General features: G+C 57.0%; 17 protein-coding genes. 8 read left to right on the top strand and 9 right to left on the bottom strand.

The features are described from left to right. On the bottom strand, window positions 1–630 hold a 630-nt coding region (locus K5E19_RS06900; protein ID WP_311775514.1), incomplete at its 3' end, for an IucA/IucC family protein. 138 nt (window positions 631–768) lie between these two features. Here K5E19_RS06900 and K5E19_RS06895 point away from each other — a divergent pair. Continuing rightward, on the top strand, window positions 769–1980 hold the full coding sequence (locus K5E19_RS06895) for an MFS transporter (protein ID WP_221550491.1): 1212 nt from the start codon (window positions 769–771) through the stop codon (window positions 1978–1980). Here K5E19_RS06895 and mtfA read toward each other — a convergent pair. Continuing rightward, window positions 1977–2774 (bottom strand): DgsA anti-repressor MtfA, encoded by a 798-nt coding sequence (gene mtfA / locus K5E19_RS06890; protein WP_221550490.1) that lies wholly within the window; start codon window positions 2772–2774, stop codon window positions 1977–1979. The two genes, K5E19_RS06895 and mtfA, sit on opposite strands and share 4 nt — an antisense overlap. Before the next feature lie 214 nt (window positions 2775–2988). On the opposite strand from mtfA, the gene K5E19_RS06885 reads away from it, so the two are divergent. The 3 genes from K5E19_RS06885 (at window position 2989) to K5E19_RS06875 (ending at window position 5653) form a co-directional block, all read left to right on the top strand. Beyond that, window positions 2989–3135, top strand: a complete 147-nt coding sequence (locus K5E19_RS06885; RefSeq protein WP_221550489.1) for a DUF2256 domain-containing protein — start codon at window positions 2989–2991, stop codon at window positions 3133–3135. Continuing rightward, window positions 3132–4661 carry a cryptochrome/photolyase family protein gene (locus K5E19_RS06880; RefSeq protein ID WP_221550488.1) on the top strand — a complete coding sequence of 510 codons (1530 nt, stop codon included), beginning with the start codon at window positions 3132–3134 and terminating at the stop codon, window positions 4659–4661. The genes K5E19_RS06885 and K5E19_RS06880 overlap by 4 nt, the downstream gene beginning before the upstream one ends. Before the next feature lie 92 nt (window positions 4662–4753). Then, window positions 4754–5653 carry a LysR family transcriptional regulator gene (locus K5E19_RS06875; protein ID WP_221550487.1) on the top strand — a complete coding sequence of 300 codons (900 nt, stop codon included), beginning with the start codon at window positions 4754–4756 and terminating at the stop codon, window positions 5651–5653. On the opposite strand, the gene K5E19_RS06870 is transcribed toward K5E19_RS06875, so the two are convergent. The 3 genes from K5E19_RS06870 to K5E19_RS06860 form a co-directional block, all read right to left on the bottom strand. Continuing rightward, the gene (locus K5E19_RS06870) at window positions 5571–6416 is read right to left on the bottom strand and encodes a substrate-binding domain-containing protein (protein ID WP_221550486.1); all 846 of its coding nucleotides are present in this window, start codon (window positions 6414–6416) and stop codon (window positions 5571–5573) included. The genes K5E19_RS06875 and K5E19_RS06870 overlap by 83 nt on opposite strands. Continuing rightward, on the bottom strand, window positions 6413–7726 hold the full coding sequence (locus K5E19_RS06865) for an MFS transporter (RefSeq protein WP_023336204.1): 1314 nt from the start codon (window positions 7724–7726) through the stop codon (window positions 6413–6415). Before K5E19_RS06865 ends, K5E19_RS06870 begins: the two co-directional genes overlap by 4 nt. Window positions 7727–7986: 260 nt before the next feature. Continuing rightward, window positions 7987–9285 (bottom strand): serine hydrolase, encoded by a 1299-nt coding sequence (locus K5E19_RS06860; protein WP_221550485.1) that lies wholly within the window; start codon window positions 9283–9285, stop codon window positions 7987–7989. A 101-nt stretch (window positions 9286–9386) separates the two neighbouring features. Here K5E19_RS06860 and K5E19_RS06855 point away from each other — a divergent pair, with 101 nt between their 5' ends. Then, window positions 9387–10280, top strand: coding sequence for a LysR family transcriptional regulator (locus tag K5E19_RS06855; RefSeq protein WP_221550484.1), 894 nt, complete (start codon window positions 9387–9389; stop codon window positions 10278–10280). Here K5E19_RS06855 and fumA read toward each other — a convergent pair. Both fumA and K5E19_RS06845 read right to left on the bottom strand, forming a co-directional pair. Continuing rightward, window positions 10269–11918 carry a class I fumarate hydratase FumA gene (gene fumA / locus K5E19_RS06850; RefSeq protein ID WP_221550483.1) on the bottom strand — a complete coding sequence of 550 codons (1650 nt, stop codon included), beginning with the start codon at window positions 11916–11918 and terminating at the stop codon, window positions 10269–10271. The two genes, K5E19_RS06855 and fumA, sit on opposite strands and share 12 nt — an antisense overlap. Before the next feature lie 55 nt (window positions 11919–11973). Continuing rightward, complete coding sequence (locus K5E19_RS06845; RefSeq protein WP_221550482.1) at window positions 11974–13482, bottom strand: anion permease; 1509 nt, start codon at window positions 13480–13482, stop codon at window positions 11974–11976. Between the two features lie 608 nt (window positions 13483–14090). Here K5E19_RS06845 and K5E19_RS06840 point away from each other — a divergent pair. Together K5E19_RS06840 and K5E19_RS06835 are read left to right on the top strand one after the other, a co-directional pair. After that, a complete protein-coding gene (locus K5E19_RS06840; protein WP_221550481.1) occupies window positions 14091–16871 on the top strand; it encodes a flavocytochrome c in 2781 nt (926 codons plus the stop codon). Between the two features lie 94 nt (window positions 16872–16965). Then, window positions 16966–17928, top strand: coding sequence for an FAD:protein FMN transferase (locus tag K5E19_RS06835; protein WP_221550480.1), 963 nt, complete (start codon window positions 16966–16968; stop codon window positions 17926–17928). On the opposite strand, the gene dcuR is transcribed toward K5E19_RS06835, so the two are convergent. Then, window positions 17909–18628: a two-component system response regulator DcuR gene (dcuR, locus tag K5E19_RS06830; protein ID WP_221550479.1), complete on the bottom strand. Its 720-nt coding sequence runs from the start codon at window positions 18626–18628 to the stop codon at window positions 17909–17911. The genes K5E19_RS06835 and dcuR overlap by 20 nt on opposite strands. Beyond that, on the bottom strand, window positions 18625–20241 hold the full coding sequence (locus tag K5E19_RS06825; protein WP_221550478.1) for a sensor histidine kinase: 1617 nt from the start codon (window positions 20239–20241) through the stop codon (window positions 18625–18627). The genes dcuR and K5E19_RS06825 overlap by 4 nt, the downstream gene beginning before the upstream one ends. 163 nt (window positions 20242–20404) lie before the next feature. On the opposite strand from K5E19_RS06825, the gene K5E19_RS06820 reads away from it, so the two are divergent. Continuing rightward, window positions 20405–21268, top strand: coding sequence for an N-acetylmuramic acid 6-phosphate etherase (locus K5E19_RS06820; protein WP_221550477.1), 864 nt, complete (start codon window positions 20405–20407; stop codon window positions 21266–21268). Window positions 21269–21285: the final 17 nt, after the last annotated feature.

The raw sequence follows: 21285 nt of genomic DNA, 5'->3' as shown, positions 1-21285 counted from the left end.
GGCGAAGCGCAGCAGACGTTCGCGCAGGGAGACGTTCAGGCTGTCGCCAGCAACGAGCATGCTCTCAACGGCAAACCAGCGCAGCGGGAAGCGGGAGGCGAAATCGGGCAGATAGCGACGCGCCTCGGCTTCGTTGAACGGCTCGTGGGATTTTGGTGCAGGGTGAAACGCGTGGCCGACCAGCAGCGCCTGTTCCGCCTCGGCAAACGTCAGCGGCTTATCGCGAAGGTTTGCCCAGCCGTGGCGCAGATCGATCGCCTGCCAGGTGTGCGCATGGCTTTCAAGGACGCGCTGCTTAAAACGCGCCAGCGTATCGGCATCCAGCGAGCCTTTTACTGACGGTTTTTCAAGAATTAAATCAACCAGTTGATCAAAGGTGACGGCGTCACCGTCATCACTGTTGCTCTGAATAAGCGTTGCCGGGAAAAGGTACTGATGATGCTGGGTGTGAGAGAAATAGCGTACCGGAACCCGAATAGCCTGGGTCTGGGAAAGCGGGATATGAATCTGCGATAACTCATCCGCAGCGGTAGCGGGGTGATAGCGCCAGTCCTTCGTTTCGCGCAGCAGCGCGTTCAAAAAACACTGGGCCGCAACGTCTGTACCGGCGGAGCGGGGCAGAGCACGCATAAAAGTACCTCATTCCATGACTGATAATAATTCTCGTTATGATATTCATTCTGTTTACAGTCGCAACTATTTTTGCAATATTTGTTTTCATAAACTTCATAATTTCCACATATTTATTGACACTATCTTCACAATTCTATGCGCCCATACTCTGAAACTCTGATGGATAACGTCGCCCGGAAAGCGAACTGGCCCCTGGCGCTGTGCGCGGGTTTATTAGGTATCGGGCAAAATGGTTTGCTGGTCATGCTGCCGCAGCTGGTCACCCTGACCGGACTCTCACTCTCCGTCTGGGCGGGGCTGTTGATGTTTGGCTCAATGCTCTTTTTACCCGCCTCTCCCTGGTGGGGACGACAGAGCGAGCGGCACGGCTGTAAGGTGGTCATGCTCGCCTCTCTGGGTGGCTATCTGGCCAGCTTCCTGGTAATGGCGCTGGTGGTCTGGGCCATGAGTAATGGTGTGTTGAATGCCGCGTGGGGGCTTGCGGGGCTTGTTCTCTCGCGCACGCTGTACGGCCTGACGGTCTCCGGGCTGGTGCCCGCCGCGCAGACGTGGGCCATTCAACGCGCGGGACTGGAGAAGAGAATGGCGGCGCTGGCGACCATTAGCTCGGGTCTCAGCTGCGGACGTCTGCTGGGGCCGCCGCTGGCGGCGCTGATGCTCAGCGTTAACCCGGTGGCGCCGCTCTGGCTAATGGCAGTAGCGCCCTTCATCGCGCTGCTGCTGGTACTGCGCGAAGCCGCCGATCCACCGCTGCCGCCTGTGGCGCACCAGGCGACCCGGCTGAAGGCATCGATGCTGCCGTTCCTGATGCTGGCGCTGCTGCTGGCGGCGCTGGTGAGCCTTATGCAGCTCGGCCTGTCACCGCATCTGCATCCGTTGTTACAGGGCGACCCGGTGCAAATCAGCCATCATGTTGCGATGCTGCTGAGCCTGGCCGCACTGGCCACGCTTGCCGCCCAGTTTCTGGTGGTTCGCCCGCAGCATTTCAGCCCGATGACGCTGCTCTGCCTGGCCGCGGTGCTGATGGTGACGGGGCTTGGGCTGATGTATGTCGCGGATCTCGCGCTTTTCTACGTGGGAATCGTAATAACTTCGCTGGGTGCCGCGATGGCAACACCGGGGTATCAACTGCTGCTGAACGACAGATTGACGACAGGGAAAGGGGCGGGAGTTATCGCCACCAGCCATACGTTAGGATACGGGGTAAGTGCGATGCTGGTGCCTGTGGTAACCCGCTTTTATGGTGAGTCGTTCTTAATTGCTGCCGCATGGGGAATGGCGCTGCTGTTTTTGCTGGTGAGCTTAGGGGTACGCTGCACCGCGCGTCCCCATGCTGAAAAAGCTTAATGGACCTGGCGGGACGTATTACCGGCAGGCTCTTCGTTTTGCCGCAGACGTTGCAACGGATCCTGTTGGTAAAACTGGCAAAAACGCTGCCACAGTGCCGGGAAGCGCGGGGCAAAGAGTTCTGGTGCGCTAAAGAAATACTCTGACAGCACCGCAAAACACTCGCTAGGATCGGTTGCCGCGTAGGCGTCAATACTGGCCGCGCTTTCCCCCACCAGGTCTATCTCATCCTGGATATTCTCCATCGCCGCATGCAGGTCGTGCTCCCATCCGGCCACTTCTCGAAGCGGGATCAGCGGCACGCCGCTGGCGCGATCGCCGTTGCGGGTATCCAGCTTGTGGGCCACTTCATGAATAATCAGGTTGAAGCCTGAGGCATCAAACGAGTCCTGAATATCGAGCCAGTTGAGAATGATCGGCCCTTGCTGCCAGCTCTGCCCGGACTGCACCACGCGCTGGTTGTGCACCAGCCCGATGTCATCTTCCCATTCGTCATCGACGATAAAGGGGGCCGGGTAGATCAGCACTTCGTGGAAACCGTCCAGCCACTCAATGCCAAGCTCCAGCACCGGCAGACAGAAAAGCAGGGCGATACGGGCATTTTTCAGCGGATCCAGCTCGAACCCCTGCAGCGGAACCAGGCGTTTTTGCTGCAAAAAACGATCCGCCATCTGAACCAGTTTCGATTGTTCATCCGGCTTAAGATTAGCCAGAACAGGGATCGCCAGCGCGTCATCCCACGGCAGCGCCATATCCCGGCCAGCCTCATTCGTTTTCCAGGGCCACTTAATCATCGCTTTGCTCGCAAACTCGTCACTTGAACAAAAATGGGAAAGTCAGGTTCGGTTAAGATGCCAGAAAATCGCTCGCTGCGACAATTCCAGCCTGAATAAACTATCATTCGTACGTAGCGGTGGGTAGCGGTTTGCGGGCATCACCTTTATTTTGTGAAGTCTGTCGTAGCCTTAACCCACAGGTTCAGTGAAGAAATCAGTACGGTATTGAAAAATGAGCGATTTCAAAGGTAACAAGCAGGACCTTCCCAGCCGTACGTGCGTGCACTGCCAGCGACCCATGACGTGGCGCAAGAAATGGGCGAAATGCTGGGATGAGGTCAAATACTGTTCCGAGCGCTGTCGCAGGAGCCACCGTTGACCGAACTGCGCCTGATCCTGGGCGATCAGCTTAATCCGCACCACGGCTGGTTTGATGACTGCAATCCGAATGTCATTTACGTAATGCTGGAGCTGCGGGCGGAAACCGCGTACGTGCTTCATCACGCCCAGAAAGTGATCGCCATCTTCGCGGCCATGCGCGCGTTTGCCGCTGCGTTAAAGGAAAAGGGGCATCGGGTGAGGTATGTCCGGCTCTCTGACAGCTCAAACCGCGGCGCGCTGGAAGACAACCTCAACGCGCTTGTCGCGCATTACGGCGCCGAGAGGGTGACGTGGCAGGAGCCCGACGAATGGCGTCTTGATGCGCAGCTGCAGGCGTGGGCGAAAACGGCGTCCGTCGAAACGGCCTGCGTCAGCAGCGAGCATTTCTTCACCACCCGTGAACAGGTGAGCGCGTTTTTTGCGACGCGTAAAAGCTGGCGAATGGAGTACTTTTACCGGGAAATGCGTCGTCAGCACGGCATACTGTTGACCGCAGAAGGCGAGCCGGAAGGGGGAAAATGGAATTTTGATGCTGAAAACCGCAGGCGCTGGTCAGGCGAGCCGCCCGCGCCGGAGGATTCGCGTCCGCGCCACGATTATTCAGCCTTATGGGCGGAGATCCAACGCTGCGGCGTAAACACCTTCGGCGAACCGCAGGCCGGGAATTTTCGCTGGCCGCTCAACCGTTCGGAAGCCAAAGCCGGGCTGGATGAATTTATCACTCACGTGCTCCCCCAGTTCGGTGCCTGGCAGGATGCGATGCACGCGGAGGAGCCTTTTCTTTTCCACTCGTTAATTTCATTCGCGCTGAACACCAAAATGCTTAATCCGCGGGAAGTGGTGGCTGCCGCCCAGCAGGCATGGCGTTCGGGCCATGCGCCGCTGCCTGCCGTTGAAGGGTTCATCCGACAAATTCTCGGCTGGCGGGAGTACGTGCGTGGGATTTACTGGTCGCAGATGCCGGGCTATCGGGAGCTGAATGCCTTAGACCAGCACGCCCCTCTGCCGGACTGGTTCTGGACGGGCAAGACGCAGATGCGCTGCCTGGCGCATGCCGTTGGACAGTCGCTCACCGAGGCTTACGCCCATCATATCCAGCGCCTGATGGTCATCGGGAACTTTAGCCTGCTCAGCGGCCTGTCGCCGCAGGCGGTTCATGAATGGTATCTGGGGGTCTACATTGATGCCTTTGAATGGGTGGAGCTGCCCAATACCCTCGGCATGAGCCAGTTTGGCGATGGCGGCTTACTGGCCAGTAAGCCCTACGTCTCAAGCGCGTCGTACATTCACAAGATGAGTAATTACTGTCAGGGGTGCCGGTATCAGCACAACCAGCGTACCGGAGAGCTGGCGTGCCCCTTCAATGCCCTTTACTGGGATTTCTTTGCGCGCAATCAGGCGCGTCTGGGTCACAATCCCCGCCTGGGCATCGTCTTTAAACAGCTTGCGGACATGAAGGAAGAGGAGCGGCAGGCCATTGCCGATCGCGCCGGGTATGTTCGCCTGCATCTCAACGACCTCTGACGTATTTCAACACCGCGCCGGTTGCGGTGGGTCAATAAGACGCTATTATTTTTGACTTTGTTACGTATTCCCTGACAGGACATCCAGACGCTATGCCCGTGAATTTTGACCTTAACGATCTTTATGCTTTCAGAGCGTTAGTGGAATACGGTAACTTCCGTGTCGCTGCGGAATCTATCTGCATATCCCAGTCGGCGCTGAGCCGCAGGATTGAAAAGCTGGAAGCCGCGCTGGGAAACCGGCTGTTTGACCGTACCACCCGCCGCGTGGCCTTAACCTTATACGGGCAAAACTTTGCTGAACGCTCCGCGCAGCTGCTCGACAACGTTGAGTCGATGCTGGCGGATGTTGATAAAGTCAGTGAAGAGCGGACGGGGCTGATCACGATTGCCACGGTACCGTCCGCAGCCTGTTACTTTATGCCTGATGTGATCCGTCGTTTTCAGTCTCGCTATCCGCGCGTTCGCATTAAGCTCATCGACAGCAGCGCGGGGAACGTGATTGACGCCGTGGCCCGAAGCCAGGCGGATTTTGGCATCTCCTTCGCAGGAAACTTGCCGTCAGACATCGAATTTTTCCCGCTGGTGGAGGATGTCTATGTTGCGGCGTGCCGAAAGGATCACCCGCTGGCGCAGAAGAGTCACCTGACGTGGCAGGCATTTTACCAGCAGGATTATATCTCCCTCGATAAAACCTCAGGTAACCGTAACCTGCTCGATCGGATGCTGGGGAATATCATTCCCGAACGCCCCAGCGTCTGCGAAACGCGCCACGTTACCACGATGCTCGGTATGGTAGAGGCGGGGATCGGCATTGCTGCCGTTCCCGCCATGTCGATGCCGATGTCAGAGCACACGCTGCTGACGCATCTGCCGCTGGTGGCGCCGGAAGTGAAACGCACCGTGGGGCTTATCCGGCGCCGGGGGCGCATTCAGTCCTACATTGCGGCTGAACTGGAAAAGCAGATCGCCGAGCAGTATCGCCGGACGTAACGGGGATCATCCCCGTCTCGCGGATGGCCGCCCCTGAGGGCGGTGAGGCGAGATAGCTCAGCAGCGCTTTCCCCTCCGCGGGATGTTCTGCATGGCGGGTGACCGCGCCGGCGAAGCGCGTGATGTACTGCAGATTGTCAGGGATTTTCCCGATAAAGGTGACGCCCTGAACCGGAAGCAGCTCGCTGACCTGCTGGAAGCCCACGGCGTATTTTCCTTTTGCCACCTCTGAGGCGACCGGAATGCGCTCAACCATTGTCGCTTTGCCCGCCACGTCCTTTTCAATCCCCAGCTTTTTGAACAACGCCTGGCTGACATACCTGCCGCTGGCGCTGTCGGAGTAGGCGATGGAGCTGGCCTGCAGCAGCGTGTTACGCAGACTCGCCTCGCTGCTGATATCGGGAACATCCGCACCTTTTTTCACCACCATGCCAACGGGAGAATCCGCGAGTTCAGTGCGCGAACCCGGCAGGGTCTGGCTGGCTTTTTCGAGCTTCTCCAGCGCATCCCCGACCATAATCACCACGTCGGCTTTTTCGCCGCGCGCCAGTCGGTTTGGGATCGCCTGCGGCGTCGTGCCCATTGAGGGGCCGGGGATGATCACGATTTTATCCCCGGTCCGGCGTTCATATTCCGGGGCCAGCTTTTCCAGGGCGGCTTTGAAGCCGCCTGAGATCATGACCTTCACATCCTGGGCGCTGGCATTGACGCTCAGGAGGGTCAGCACCAGCGAGCTGGCGGTATAGCGATAAGCGCGTTTCATACTGCCCCCTGTGACTTGACGGTATTTTGCAGCGATACCGCGCGGCGGCGGTAGAGGTAGAGCGTGGCCAGCAGGGCACACACGGCAGCGAAACTCATCCAGTAGCCAGGCGACGCTTTGTCACCGGTATATTCAATCAGCGCGGTCGACATTACCGGGGTAAAGCCGCCAAAGACCGCCGTTGCCAGGCTGTAAGCCAGAGAGAATCCCGCCACGCGCACTTCAGCAGGCATAATCTCCGTCAGAGCCGGGATCATCGCGCCGTTATACAGGCCGTAAAGGAAAGAGAGCCACAGCAGCACGCTCAGCATCATGGAGAAGCTGGGGGCGCTCGCCAGCAGCGTCAGGGCAGGGTAGCTGGTCGCCAGCGCCAGCAGGGCCATGGCAATCAGCACCGGCTTGCGCCCAAAGCGATCCGACAGCGCGCCGCCCACCGGCAGCCAGATGAAGTTAGAAATCGCCACCAGCAGCGTGACCAGCAGGCTGTCCGAGGCGCTGAGCATCAGCACCTTTTTGCCAAAGGTGGGGGCGTAGACGGTGATCAGGTAGAACGCGGTGGTGGTCATCGCCACCATCAGCATGCCCGCGACCACCACCTGCCAGTTGCCGAGCAGCGTTTTAAAGACCTGACGCATCTCCAGATGATGGCGGCGCGCGCTGAACTCTTCTGTTTCCTCCAGCTTGCGGCGCAGGAAGAAGATAAACGGCACGATTAAACAGCCGAACAGGAACGGGATGCGCCAGCCCCATTCGCGAATGGCGCTCTCCTCCATCAGGGCATTCAGGGCAAAGCCCATCGCCGCGGCGACCATAATGGCGACCTGCTGGCTGCCGGACTGCCAGCTGGTGTAAAACCCTTTGCGGCCCGGCGTGGCGATTTCAGCCAGATAGACCGAGACGCCTCCAAGCTCTGCACCGGCGGAAAAGCCCTGCAGCAGACGGCCCGTCAGCACCAGCAGCGGCGCCCACAGACCGATGCTTTGATAAGAAGGGATAAGCACAATCAGGAACGTCCCCGCCGCCATGATGGAAAGCGTGACGATCAGACCCTTTCTGCGCCCAACCTTGTCAATATACGCGCCAAGCACAATGGCCCCGATGGGCCGCATCAAAAAGCCCGCGCCGAAGACGGCGAAGGTCATCATCAGCGACGCAAATTCACTGCTCGCCGGGAAGAACGTGTGGGCGATGTAGGTGGCATAGAAGCCGAAAAGAAAGAAATCGAACTGTTCGAGAAAGTTGCCGGACGTCACGCGAAGTATCGCGCCCGCCTTAGACCGTACGGTTGCAGGTGAGGTTGAGGAAAACATGGTTATCTCCAGTTTATTGTTGACGTTTTACGCGTCTGTTTCTGAAAACTGGCTCAATAAAGGGAATTTAATAAGCGCAAATCGCGCATGAACTGATGCGTGCTGTGCATCAATGACAGGGCGTTGACCAGGATTTACAGTTTCAACAATAACTTAACAATTCATTGATTTTTCATTCACCATATTCCACTAAGTGGCTGATATCGCTGTTTTGTGACATCGCGCAGAAGAGAAGCCAGGCATGGCCTGGCTTAACACATTCAGCGTAGCGCGTTCGCTATCGCGCTAAACATCAGCGACGCTTCCAGCGGCTGGGCGCTGAATGACGGTTCCGCCTGCGGCCAGGTTGACCACTGAACGATGACTAGGTTTTCCTTTTGATTCACCATAATCATCTGGCCAAAGATCCCCAGCGCCCAGAGTGAATCTTTCAGCGAATCCTGCACTGCGGGCTTTACGCCCGTGGCCGTGGCGGGCACTTCGTTATTCCACCACTGATAGCCGTATAACCCTTTCGGGTGCGCCTTCGACACCGAGCCCGTTGCTTGCGTCCAGTCTGCGGACTGCTTCACCCAGCCTGCGGGCAGGATCGTCTTACCGTTCGGCAGCGTACCGTTGTTCAGGATAAATTGCCCGAAGCGACCCCAGTCCTCCAGCGTGGCGTTAAAGCCGTGCGCGCCGACGTCGTGCTGGCCTTTGCTGTAGGCATGCCACACGCCGTCGCTCGCCATGCCGTACGGCTGCCAGATGCTTTTCTCCAGATAGGCTGCGAGCGTCATGCCGGTGGCGCGCTCCAGCACGTCACCCAGCAGCCAGGCGCCGCCCGATGAGTAAGACCAGCTCTCTCCGGCCGGGTGAACCCTGCGTAGTCCCTTCACCAGCTTGCGCACGCAGTCGTAGGTACCCGGCTTCGCCTCACACTCCGTGAGCTGCGCGAAATCGGATTTTGGGTTGGTGTAGTCCTCGTTCCACGCCACGCCCGAGGTATGGGTGATAAGCTGTTTGAGCGTCACGCCGTCCCACGCGGTGCCTTTCAGATCGGGTTCATACTGCGTGATCAGGTCGTTGAGCGAGTGAATTTTTCCCTCTTTGAGGGCAACGCCCACCAGCGCCGAAACGACAGATTTTCCTACCGAGCGCGAGGTCCAGAGCGTGGAGTCGGTATTGCCCTGTGCAAGATACTTCCAGGCGATTTTACCGTCCTTCAGCACCAGCATACCGCTGACGTTCTGGCGCTTAAGGTACTCCTCCAGGCCGTAGCGCCTGCCGTTGATCTGATAGTGGGCGTCCTTGAGCGGCTTGTCCGACACCCGCAGCGGCACGGCGTTACCGTGGCGGAAAATATCCCCGGCGTAGTTGCGGTAGTCATTGCGAAAGCCCACCGCGCGGTCAGCCTGGCTCCAGGTAAGCATCTTATGGGTGTCCGGCAGCGCGGCGTCAAAGGGGGCAGGGCAGGCGCTGAGGTCGGTGCCTTCGCAGGCGGCCATTGCCGCAGGGGACAGCAGGCTACTGAAGACAAGACCCGCCAACAGAGCCTGGTTTACTTTTTTGTTTTTCATATCCGTCTCGTATGGGTTAAGAACGGCTTCAGTTTAAAAAGCCCGGCGCTATAATAAAAAACGCCTAATGGGGGAAAATCCCCCCAAACAACGGAGGAAACGTGGCGGGTCTACTCTATTCCTTTGCACAGCTTGAGGCATTCACCGCCGTGGCTGAGAACGGTAGCCTGAGTAAAGCGGCGGTGGCGCTGAAAAAAGACCGAACGACGCTTCGCGATCTGATTGATTTTCTTGAGGACGGGTTGGGCTATGCGCTGTTTATTCGCGACGGGCGTACCCTGCGTCTCACGGCGGAAGGAGAGCAGCTTCAGCGCCAGGCGCATCTGCTGATGCGGCAGGTAAAAGCCTTTGAGGCCTTTGCCAGAGAAGTGCCCCAGGGTGCCACACAGGATCTGACGCTGGTCTACGATCCTTTTACGCCCAGAGCCTTTCTGCACGAGGTCATCGCTGAAATGGTGGCGCGAAAAATCCGGCTGAGCCTCATCTGCGCTTCGCGCGATGAATCTGAACGCCTGCTGACGAGCGGCCGCGCGGATCTGGCCATCTGCCAGGCACGCAACCGCAGCGTGGGTAACGACATGGAGTGGAGGGCCCTGGGGGCAATCGATATGGATTTTTACGCCTCCAGCACGCTGTTCACGGATATTTCATCCCCGCTGTCTCTGCTTGACCTCTCCCTGGTTCCCCAGGTCGTTATGCACCCTGCCTCGGACGAGCCTGTCGCGCGTCGTCTGCAGATTTCCGGACATACCCTTTTTGCTAACGAGCCGGAAATGCTGCGCGGCCTGCTGGAACGCGGATGCGGTTGGGGATTCTTACCGACTCATTTTCATGCCGCGCGGTGGCAAAACGTAAAAAGGCTGCGCACCGAAGTGGGCAGCCAGGGGATTAGTCAGACGATGGTCACCATCTGGAAGCCGGGGAGCGACAAGCGCGCCATCATTGCTGACGCGCTGGCACTACTGCCGGACGTGTGGAAGCACTCAGCGCTGTGAACAGCCTTTGCACTGTTTGTTCTGGATCTGCTGGAAGAAATCGTTGCCTTTGTCATCCACCAGGATAAACGCCGGGAAGTTCTCGACTTCGATTTTCCAGATGGCTTCCATTCCCAGCTCCGGATACGCGACGCATTCCAGGCTCTTAATGCTGTTTTGCGCCAGCACCGCTGCCGGGCCGCCGATGCTGCCGAGGTAGAAGCCGCCGTGTTTATGACAGGCATCCGTCACCTGCTGGCTGCGGTTGCCTTTCGCCAGCATGATCATGCTCGCGCCGTGGGATTGCAGTAAGTCCACATACGAGTCCATACGTCCCGCCGTGGTCGGGCCGAGAGAGCCAGATGCGTAGCCTTCCGGCGTTTTAGCCGGGCCCGCGTAGTAAATCGGGTGATCTTTGACGTACTGCGGCAGTTCTTCCCCGCTATCGAGCAGCTCTTTCAGCTTCGCGTGGGCGATATCGCGCGCCACGATGATGGTGCCGTTCAGCGACAAGCGGGTAGAGACCGGGTGCGCGGAAAGCTGCGCCAGGATCTCGTTCATCGGCTTGTCGAGATTGATGCTCACTACGTCGCCTTCACCCTGCTGGCGCAGGGACTCCGGAATGTACTGACCCGGGTTGTGCTCCAGTTTCTCAATCCAGATCCCGTCGCGGTTGATCTTCGCTTTGATGTTGCGGTCTGCGGAGCAGGAGACGCCCATGCCGATCGGGCAGGACGCGCCGTGGCGCGGCAGGCGGATCACGCGGATATCGTGGGCGAAGTATTTACCGCCAAACTGCGCGCCGAGGCCGAGGTTCTGGGCTTCCTGGAGCAGTTCCTGTTCGAGCTGAACGTCGCGGAACGCCTGGCCATGTTCGTTACCTTCGGTTGGCAGCGCGTCGTAGTAGCGGGTGGAGGCCAGCTTCACGGTTTTCAGCGTGGCTTCCGCTGAGGTACCACCAATCACAAACGCGATATGGTAAGGCGGGCAGGCCGCAGTGCCCAGGGTGCGCATCTTCTCAACCAGGTAGTTTTTCAGCTTCGCCGGGGTGATCAGCGCCTTGGTTTCCTGGTAGAGATAGGTTTTGTTGGCAGAACCGCCGCCTTTAGCCATGCACAGGAATTTGTACTCGTCGCCGTCGACGCTGTAGAGGTCAATCTGCGCGGGCAGGTTAGTGCCGGTGTTCACCTCTTTATACATATCCAGCGCCGCATTCTGCGAGTAGCGCAGGTTATCTTCGATGTAGGTGTTATACACGCCCTGGCTCAGAGCCGCTTCGTCACCGCCGCCGGTCCAGACGCGCTGGCCTTTTTTGCCCATGATGATCGCGGTGCCGGTATCCTGACAGGTTGGCAGCACGCCTTTTGCGGCAATTTCAGAGTTACGCAGGAACTGCAGGGCAACGTATTTGTCGTTCTGGCTGGCTTCCGGGTCGTTCAGGATAGCGGCAACCTGCTTCTGATGGGAAGGACGCAGCATAAACGCGGCATCGTGGAAGGCCTGCTGCGCCAGCAGGGTCAGCGCTTCCGGCTCCACTTTCAGCACTTCCTGACCGTCGAACTCGGCGACGGAAACGTGCTCTTTGGTCAGCAGATAGTATTCGGTGTCGTCATGGGAAAGAGGAAAGGGGTTCTGGTAGATAAAGGGTTTGTTTGACATAGCGTATTGCTCCACAAAAATAAAACCGCCGGAGGAGAAGTCCGGCGGTCAGGAATCAGAACATCATGGACATCCACGGATAACCAATCAGCAGCAGGGCCGCCAGGAAGATGGCACCGAAGATGGTGCCGAGGCGCCAGTAGTCTTTGGTTGGCAGGTAGCCGCTACCGTAGTAAATCGGGCTTGGACCAGTACCGTACGGGGTGATAATCCCCATCACGCCCAGCGAGGTCACCATCAGCAGAACGAACACTTCCATATTCATGCCCGGAATGGTGGAGGCGATGGTCAGCATCGCCGGCAGCAGGGCGGTAGTGTGCGCGGTGGTGCTGGCAAACAGGTAGTGCAGCAGGTAGAACGCCAGCAGCAGAACGATGGTCGCCACACCCGGTGAGATACCGCTCATTAACAGACCGCCTTCTTTACCCAGCCAGCTGATAAAGCCGGTGGAGGAGAGGCCATCTGCCAGCGCTACCAGCGTGGCGAACCAGACGAAGGTGTTCCATGCGGCTTTGTTACCGGTGATATCGTTCCACTCCAGTACGCCGGTCCACAGCATCAGACCTACGATAAGCAGGGCAGCCATTGCCGGTTCAATCCACGCGGCAGCGAAGATCCACATCAGCAGCGCACAGCATACGAACACCAGCAGCAGGATTTCGTTGCGGGACAGTTTGCCGAGTTTTTCGAGTTCACGGGTCGCCCACAGCGGGACTTCGTCGTTAACTTTTACTTCAGGCGGATAGAACCAGTAAGCCAGCAGCGGCATGGTCAGAATCAGCAGCACGCCCAGCGGCAGGAAGGCGATGAACCAGGTGCCCCAGGAGATGTTGATCCCGACGGTGCTTTTCACCAGCGCCAGCGCCAGCAGGTTAGGAGCCAGAGCAGAAAGGAACATCGAACTGGTGATACAGGCTGCGGTGATCGCCACCCACATCAGGTACGAACCAATCTTACGCGCGCTTGGGTCATTCGGTTTTGAACCGTACAGCGGCGGAAGGTTAGCGATGATGGGGTAGATAGTCCCGCCGCTGCGCGCGGTGTTGGACGGGGTAAACGGTGCCAGCAGCAGGTCCGCGAAGGTGATCGCGTAACCGAGCGTCAGGCTGCGACGGCCCAGGTACTTCACCAGAATCAGCGCCAGACGGCGGCCGAAGCGGGTTTTGTCATAGCCTGCGGCAAACATGAAGGCACCGAAGATCAGCCAGACGGTAGAGTTACCAAACCCGCTCACCGCCCACTTAAAGGAGGCACCCGCCAGCTTGAATTTCGGGTCAGCCAGCTGTTCCGGGCTGAAGAGTACCCACTGGCTGCACAGGGCAATGGCGACCACACCGGTCAGACCGATCACCGCACCCGGCAGCGGTTCGAAGATCAAACCCACGATCACGCCGACAAAGATAGCGAAGTAGTGCCATGCGTAAGGCGGCAAGCCTTCAGGAACGGGAACAAACAGCAGCAGTACGGCGACAATGATAGGCAGCGCCATCATAAGCAGTCGTTTTGCTTTTCCATTTGATGCCTGATTCGCCACAGGAGGCGTTACAGCAGTTTTTGTATTCATAGTTTCACGTCTTAAGTTGTTAAGAATGCTTTTTATACTGAAATGACAAATTCACTTTCTTTAGTTTCTTTTGCTTTATTTAGTTATTAAAGGTGCGTTTTTGTCGTTTCTGAAATAACGGTTTAACGCATATTGGTGTGCGCTAAATTAAAAAATATGATGTTTATATATTGCGCCTTTGGATGCCATAACTATTGATCGCGATCAAAAAAACAGAATTGCCGCGTTATTTTTCTTCTTTTTTTAATAACCACTCAGGCGTATGTGGGTATTATGATTTTTAAAGCGTAAATTTATCAACCTGATAACATAGTAAAAACTGGAAGTTATTTAACGTGTTGATATATAGTGATTTATGTTGTTATTGGCTCCATGGTAAGACCATTTCTTTTTTAACGAATTTTAAATTATTGTGAATGAGTGAATTATTGTTGCTAACACCAATGTGTTATTAATGTTATCGCAGGGATTAAATAGTTTTTTAACTAACGTAATAAGTTTAGAAACTAAAAAAATCATTATATTACTATCATGACATCGGCATAAAAACGCGAAATAAAACTGAGCCCGATAACGAATTCTTAATTTTAAAGTTTGGAGTTTTTATTATGAGCACTAACGAACGTATTCTAAGCCCCTTCACATTACCGAATGGCACTGAACTGAAAAACCGTTTGTTAATGGCACCCATGACAACCTGCACGGGCTACTATGATGGCACTGTCACCAGCGAGCTGGTGGAGTACTATCGGGCGCGTTCTGGCAGCATCGGGACCATTATTGTCGAGTGCTGTTTTGTTGACGATCTCGGCCTTGCCTTCCCGGGCGCAATCGGCATCGATAACGACGAAAAAATCGCCGGGCTGGCGAAAATCGCAGAGGCCATTAAATCTCAAGGCTCTAAAGCCCTGCTGCAGATATACCACGGCGGTCGCATGGTCGACCCAAAACTGATCGGTGGCCGCACGCCGGTTGGCCCAAGCGCCGTTGCCGCACCGCGTGAAGGTGCCGCAACGCCGGTTGCCCTGACTGCTGCAGAAGTGGAAGGCATGATCGGCAAGTTTGGTGAAGCCGTGCGCCGCGCCATTCAGGCAGGTTTCGACGGCGTGGAGATCCACGGTGCAAACACCTATCTGATTCAGCAGTTCTATTCACCGAATTCAAACCAGCGCGACGACGAGTGGGGCGGCAGCCGCGATAATCGCGCGAAGTTCCCGCTGGCCGTGCTGGATATCACCCACAAAATGGTGCGCCAGTATGCCGATGATGCGTTCATCGTCGGCTATCGCTTCTCGCCTGAAGAGATGGAAGTTCCCGGCATTCGCTTTGACGACACCATGTACCTGCTGGAAAAACTGGCGGCGCGCGGCGTAGACTATCTCCACTTCTCCGTCGGCGCGACCCTGCGTCCTTCCATTGTCGACACCCAGGATCCAACGCCGCTTATCGAAAAATACTGCGCGATGCGTTCTGACACGCTGGCGCAGGTTCCGGTGATGGGCGTGGGCGGCGTGGTGAATGCTGCTGACGTCAATGAAGCGCTGGACCATGGTTACGATCTGATTGCCGTTGGCCGCGCGACCATTGCCTATCCTGACTGGACCGACCGCATCGCAGCGGGCGAAAGCCTTGAGCTGTTTATGGACAGCACCCAGCGCGAGGCGCTGAACATCCCTGAACCGCTGTGGCGCTTCTCGCTGGTGGAAGCGATGATCCGCGACATGAGCATGGGGGAATCTAAATTCAAACCGGGCACCTTCACTGAGAAAGTGCAGGACGATGCCAACGAGCTGGTGATTAACGTCAGCCTCGAAACCGACCGCATTGCAGACATCGAGCTTGCGTCTGGTCCGGGCGAAGACGTTGAGTTTGTCACCAGCTTCGAAGAGATCCGTACCCGCATTCTGGACGCTAACACCCCTCACGTGGATGCCATCACCGGCGCAACCAGCCAGAGCGAAGCGGTGAAGAAAGCCGTATCCAAAGCGATGCTGAAATCCAGCAAAGCGCTGGCGGCAGAAGAGGGCGTTGACCCGAACGAAACCAAATGCGTGGATGTGGTGGTGGTCGGCAGCGGCGGCGCAGGTCTGGCAGCCGCAATTCAGGCTCACGACGAAGGCGCGAGCGTGCTGATCGTCGAGAAAATGCCAACCATCGGCGGGAACACCATCAAAGCCTCTGCCGGGATGAACGCCGCCGAAACCCGCTTCCAGCGCGTGAAGGGCATTCAGGACAGCAAAGAGCTGTTCTACCAGGAAAGCCTGAAAGGCGGTGGTAACAAGAACAACCCGGAACTGCTGCGTCGCTTTGTGGAAAATGCGCCAGAAGCCATCGAGTGGCTGGCAACGCGCGGCATTATGCTTAACGACATCACCACCACCGGCGGGATGAGCATCGACCGTACTCACCGTCCAAAAGACGGCTCCGCGGTGGGCGGCTACCTGATCAGCGGCCTGGTGCGTAACGTTAACAAACGCAACATCGACGTCATGCTGGATACCTCCGTCAGCGACATTATCTTCGAGAACGGCGAAGTGACCGGCGTGCGTCTGACTACCGAAGAGAACGAAACCGTCACCGTGGCGACCAAAAGCGTGATTGTGGCGACGGGTGGTTTCAGCGCCAACAGCCAGATGGTGGTCAAATACCGTCCGGACCTGGAAGGGTTCGTCACCACCAACCACAAAGGGGCAACCGGTGGCGGCATCGCGCTGCTGGAGCGCATCGGGGCGGGCACCGTGGATATGGGCGAAATTCAGATCCACCCAACCGTTGAGCAGAACACCTCGTACCTGATTTCCGAATCCATCCGCGGCGGCGGGGCGATTCTGGTGAACCAGAAAGGGGAGCGCTTCTACAACGAAATGTCGACCCGCGATAAAGTCTCGGCGTCAATCATCGCGCTGCCGGAGAAGTACGCATATATCGTCTTTGACGAGCATGTACGTGCCAAAAACAAAGCCGCGGATGAGTACATCGCGAAAGGTTTCGTGACCAGCGCCAGCTCGCCAAAAGCCCTGGCTGAAGCGCTGGGTATGGATCACCACGCTTTCCTCGCGACCCTGGAACGGTACAACGGCTTCGTTGAAAAACAGCACGATGACGATTTTGGTCGTACCACCGCGCTGCGTGCACCAATCAACGAAGGCCCGTTCTACGCCATTCAGATTGCGCCGGGCGTGCACCACACCATGGGCGGCGTGACCATCAACACCGAAACCTGCGTGCTGGACAGCAACCACAACGTGCTGCCAGGGGCGTTTGCGGCAGGTGAAGTGGTCGGCGGGATCCACGGCGGTAACCGTATCGGCGGTAACGCAGTGGCAGATATCATTATTTTTGGTACGCTTGCAGGACATCAGGCGGCTATGCGTTCGAAAAAGCAGTAAGACCCCTGTGTTGTATGCCGGATACGCGCAGCGTTATCCGGCATTTTCCCCGGCGGCGCGGTGCTTGCCGGGGCTACATCTGAGGACTCTTGCTATGCCTGATGACCATCGCGTTTACAGCTACTCCGCCGTCCTGATGGGCTCACCCATCCTCCTCAAACTTTTTTCCCACGACGAAGCCCTCGCGTCCCGCGTGTTTCGCCTGATCAAACAGTATGAAGACCTGCTTACCGTTAACCGTGCGCATTCGCAGGTGATGGATATCAACCATGCGGCCGGTCAGCATCCGGTTGCCGTCAGCCGCCCGGTGTTTGAGCTGATTCGCTGCGCGAAAGCGGCAAGCGTGCTCAAAGACAGCGCGTTTAACCTGGCCATCGGCCCGCTGGTGAAGCGCTGGAAAATCGGCTTTCAGGGCGATAGCGTTCCGCCTGCCGATGACATTACGGCTCTGCTGGGCATAACCGATCCCGCGGATGTGGTGCTGAATGAAGCGGACAGCAGCGTCTTTCTGGTGAGAGCGGGAATGGAGATCGACCTGGGTGCTATTGCCAAAGGCTATATCGCCGACAGGGTGCGGGATTATCTGCACAAAGAGGGCGTCGAGCTGGGGCTGATCAACCTCGGCGGAAACATCCAGACGTTAGGCTCGCCGGAAGGGGGGTGGAGCGTCGGGCTGAAAAAACCGTTCGCCGGTGATGCGCTGATTGGCGCTATGGCGGTCGAGAACCGATCCGTTGTGACCTCGGGAACGTACGAACGCTACTTCGAACAAAACGGCAAGCGCTATCACCATATTCTCGACCCGCGTACCGGGTATCCGCTGGACAACGAGCTGGACAGCGTCACCATCGTGTCAAAAGATTCCCTCGACGGCGATATCTGGACCACGCTGATGTACGGCATGGGCGTTGAAAAGGGCTGCGCTGTGTTGCGATCTCGTCCTGATATCGAAGCGATTTTTGTGACCAAAACAAAAGAAGTGGTGATCTCTTCGATGCACCACTTCCGCTTCACGCTGCTGGATAACGGCTATCGCGTTACTGACAATACTGTTTGAGCAACCCGGTTTGCTCCGGCTGCAGCCGGTAGCGATACACCGGACGCCCGGTCGCGCCGTAGTGAATGCTGGTGAACAGAATGTTGATTTGCGCCAGCCAGATTAGATACTTACGGCAAGACACCCGAGAAATATTGACCGCGTTCGCCAGGTCATCGGTGGAAAACTCCATCTCCGGGTGTGCGTCGATCCACTGACAGATCGTGCGCAGCGTTTGTGGCGTTAACCCTTTCGGCAATTTCTTGCTGTCGGCCAGTTCCGGCGCGCCGCCGTGGATCAGTCTGTCCACGTCCGCCTGCTCGTAATACTGGTGGGATCCCATCAGGCTGAGCTTTGCCTTCCAGCCGTTCAGCGCCTCTTCAAAACGCGGGAACTGGAACGGTTTGATCAGGTAATCCACAACGCCGTAATGCATGGAGGTCTGGATGGTTGTCGCATCGGACGCTGACGAGATCATAATCACGTCAATCGGACGGCCTGACGCACGGATGATCGGCAGGAGATCGAGCCCGTTATCCTGCTGCATGTAGACATCCAGCAGTACCAGATCGACGGGCTGGTTCGGGTTATTGATAATGGCCTCGGCTTGGTTGAGCGTGGAGGCGACGCCGCAGCAGCTGAAGCCTTCAACGCGGTTAACGTACAGGCGGTTGAGGTCGGCTACCATGGCGTCATCATCGACAATTAATACATTTATCACGCGATATTCCTCTCGCTATCCCAGGGGATGTGAACAAAAAATTGGGTAAATACGCCAGGCTCAGATTCGACGGTGATATCGCCGCCCAGATTCTGGATTTGCTGACGCGCAAGGAACAGCCCAACGCCCCGGTTTTCACCTTTTGTTGAGAAGCCCTTTGTAAAAATAGCCTCCAGTTGGACCGGATCGATACCGGGGCCATCATCGCTGACTTCGCAACTGAGCCAGCCATTTTGATAGTGTAAGAGCAGAGTGATTTCGCCTTCCGACTGGCCTTCCATCGCGTCCAGCGCGTTTTCAATTAAGTTACCGAGCACGGTGACCAGCACCGCAACCTGCTCTTCATTGGCGGTGTCCGGTATCTGGCACTCGTCTGACAGCGTGAGCGTGATGCCCGCCTCTTTGGCACGGTGAATTTTGCCCAGTAAAAAGCCTGCGATAACCGGTGATTTGACTTTGCTCTGGATGGTGCCAATGTCCGTCTGGTAATTATGCGCTGTCTGGAGGATGTACTCCTCCAGTTTGTCATAGCGCTTAATATTCAGCAGGCCCAGGATCACGTGCAGTTTATTCATAAATTCATGGGTGTGGGCGCGCAGGGCATCGACGTAGTTGACCATCCCGTCGATGCGCTGCATCAGCTGGCTGATTTCCGTTTTATCGCGGAAGGTGCTGATCGCCCCTATCACCCGATTCTGGCTTTTAACGGGCACCATGTTACAAAGCAACAAGCGTCCGTTGCAGCTGATCTCCTGATCCTGACGCGCAACCCCGCTTTTCGACACTTCGCGCAGGCTTGCCAGCAGCGGTTCGCTGGCGTTTTCAGTCTGCTTACCCGACGGCAGGAGCAAAATCTCTCTGGCAGCGTGGTTAATCATCGTCACGCGCCCGTGAATGTCGACCGCCAGAACCCCTTCCCGGAGCGACTGCAGCATCGCCTGACGTTGTTCAAACAGCGCGGAGATCTCGTACGGCTCCAGCCCAAACAGGATGCGTTTGAGCACGCGAACCAGGCCCCAGATCGCCAGCGAGCTCATTAAGATGCTGAATAACACGGTCCAGAGGGCGTTAAGCCGTCCGCGGGTGATTTGCTCTTCAACTTTATTGAGGGAGATGCCTACCACCACCACGCCGATCTGCTCCTGCTGCGCGTCATAGACGGGGGTAAAAACGCGCAGCGCTTCGGCGAGCGCGCCCCGGTTGACGGAGACATTCTCTTTACCTTCCAGCGCGGGGGTTAAATCGTCACCGATAAAATGCAGCCCCAGCAGCGCTTCGTTCGGGTGAGAGTAGCGGATCCCGCGCATGTCAGTGACCACGGTAAACAGCAGATCGTTACGTTTTGTCACCGCCTGGGCGAGGGGCTGAATGATATCCGCCTGGGGCGCCTGCATCAGGCCGCGCTTGACTTCAGGGCTGTCCGCAAGGGTGCGGGCAATGCCGAGCGCGGTGTCTTTGACATCATCGCGGGTCGCTCGGGTGATTTGCACTGAATAGAGCGCAAAGACCAGCAGCAGCACGGAACCGATAATCGCGCACACCATCAACGTGACGAGGGTGTTCAGTTTCATAGGGCGCTTGCGCGTCAGGGGAAAGGGCTGCAAATCGCTCATCAACACTCCGCGATGATTATAAAGAGGTAATTATCGCTGATGACGCGCTTTTCTTAAAGCCATGTAAAAGCATGTGTTTGGTCTTCTTTTCGTGACCCTCCTCTCATGTGACCCATATAAAACACTTTATAGTGTGTGGGTACTCATAATAAGGAGGCTGTTTATGAGCATTATGCTTACCGGTTCGGTCAAGGAAAGACGGCACGCCAGCACGATGAATATCGACAGATTGTCCACGCTGGATATGCTGAACGTCATTCACCAGGATGATGCACAAATCTCTTCTGCTATTACCCCTTTCTTAACAACGATTGCGCGCGTGGTGGATAACGCTGCGGCGACGCTCAGTCATGGCGGGCGGCTGGTGCTCGTCGGCGCGGGGCCTTCAGGACGTATAGCAAGGCAGGCGGCTGATGAGTATGCGCCGGGCAAACATCCCGTTATCGCCATTACGACGGAGGGTGAAGCGGCAAGCTACGAGCGCGGCGTCGCCGACCTGCAGGCGCTTAACTTTGGCGAGCACGACATGATGCTGGCGGTGACCGTCAGCGGAAAAACGCCGTGGGTGTGGGGGGCCATGCGACATGCATGGTCGCTGGGCTCACCGGTCGCGGTGATGACAGGTGATGCGCAAAGTGAGGCGGCACAGCTAGCGAGTATGGTGATTGCGACTGAACTGGGGCCTGACGTGGTGGCGGGATACGCCAATGCCAAAGCGGGGATCGCGCAAAAAATGATCCTCAATATGGTGACCACAGGGCTGGCGGTGAGAACCGGGCGAGTCTACAGCAACCTGCGGGTGGATCTGGAGGCAACCAGCACCAAATGGTCTGAACGGCAAATCGCGATGGTGATGGAAGCGGGCGGATGCACCCGGGCTGAAGCGAAGGCGGCGCTCGAGAGCTGTAACCACAACTGCAAAACGGCGGTGTTGATGGTGCTGACGGGGCTGGATGCCTGGAAGGCGCATGAACTGCTGGCGCAGAATAACGGATTTATTCGCGTGGCGTTGCAGGAAGCGCCGTAACATTTCACCGTTGCATA

Origin of the sequence: Enterobacter sp. RIT637 (assembly GCF_019718755.1) — a bacterium.
Lineage (GTDB): Bacteria > Pseudomonadota > Gammaproteobacteria > Enterobacterales > Enterobacteriaceae > Enterobacter.
The sequence above is the reverse complement of the archived record's forward strand: the minus strand, read 5'-3'. Positions and strand labels throughout refer to the sequence as shown.